This window comes from Burkholderia sp. BCC1977 (assembly GCF_905339595.1).
In the GTDB taxonomy this organism is placed as follows: domain Bacteria; phylum Pseudomonadota; class Gammaproteobacteria; order Burkholderiales; family Burkholderiaceae; genus Burkholderia.
Map to the genome: position 1 here is coordinate 1 of NZ_CAJPGQ010000172.1, position 492 is coordinate 492.

At 62.4% G+C, this 492-nt stretch carries 1 protein-coding gene; it reads right to left on the reverse strand.

Annotated features, from left to right (window positions below; genetic code table 11):
• The coding region (locus U5771_RS35325) for an amino acid ABC transporter ATP-binding protein (protein WP_322028201.1) at positions 1-492 on the reverse strand (492 nt) is incomplete at both ends.

The following is a 492-nucleotide window of genomic DNA, read 5'->3' on the forward strand; positions in this document are numbered from 1 at the left end:
TTCGCGAGGAAGTCCTTCGCGCGATCCGACTTCGGATTCGAGAAGAAATCGTCCTTGCGGTCGTCCTCGACGATCGCGCCCTTGTCCATGAAGATCACGCGATGGGCGACCTTCTTCGCGAAGCCCATTTCGTGCGTGACGACCATCATCGTCATCCCTTCCTGCGCGAGCTCGACCATCACGTCGAGCACTTCGTTGATCATCTCCGGATCGAGCGCGGACGTCGGTTCGTCGAACAGCATCGCGATCGGATCCATCGACAGCGCGCGCGCGATCGCGACCCGCTGCTGCTGGCCGCCCGACAGCTGGCCCGGAAACTTGTGCGCATGCGCCTTCAGGCCGACGCGATCGAGCAGCTTCATGCCCTTCTCGTTCGCTTCATCCTTGCCGCGGCCGAGCACCTTGACCTGCGCGAGCGTCAGGTTCTCGGTGATCGACAGGTGCGGGAACAGCTCGAAATGCTGGAACACCATCCCGACCTTCGAGCGCAGC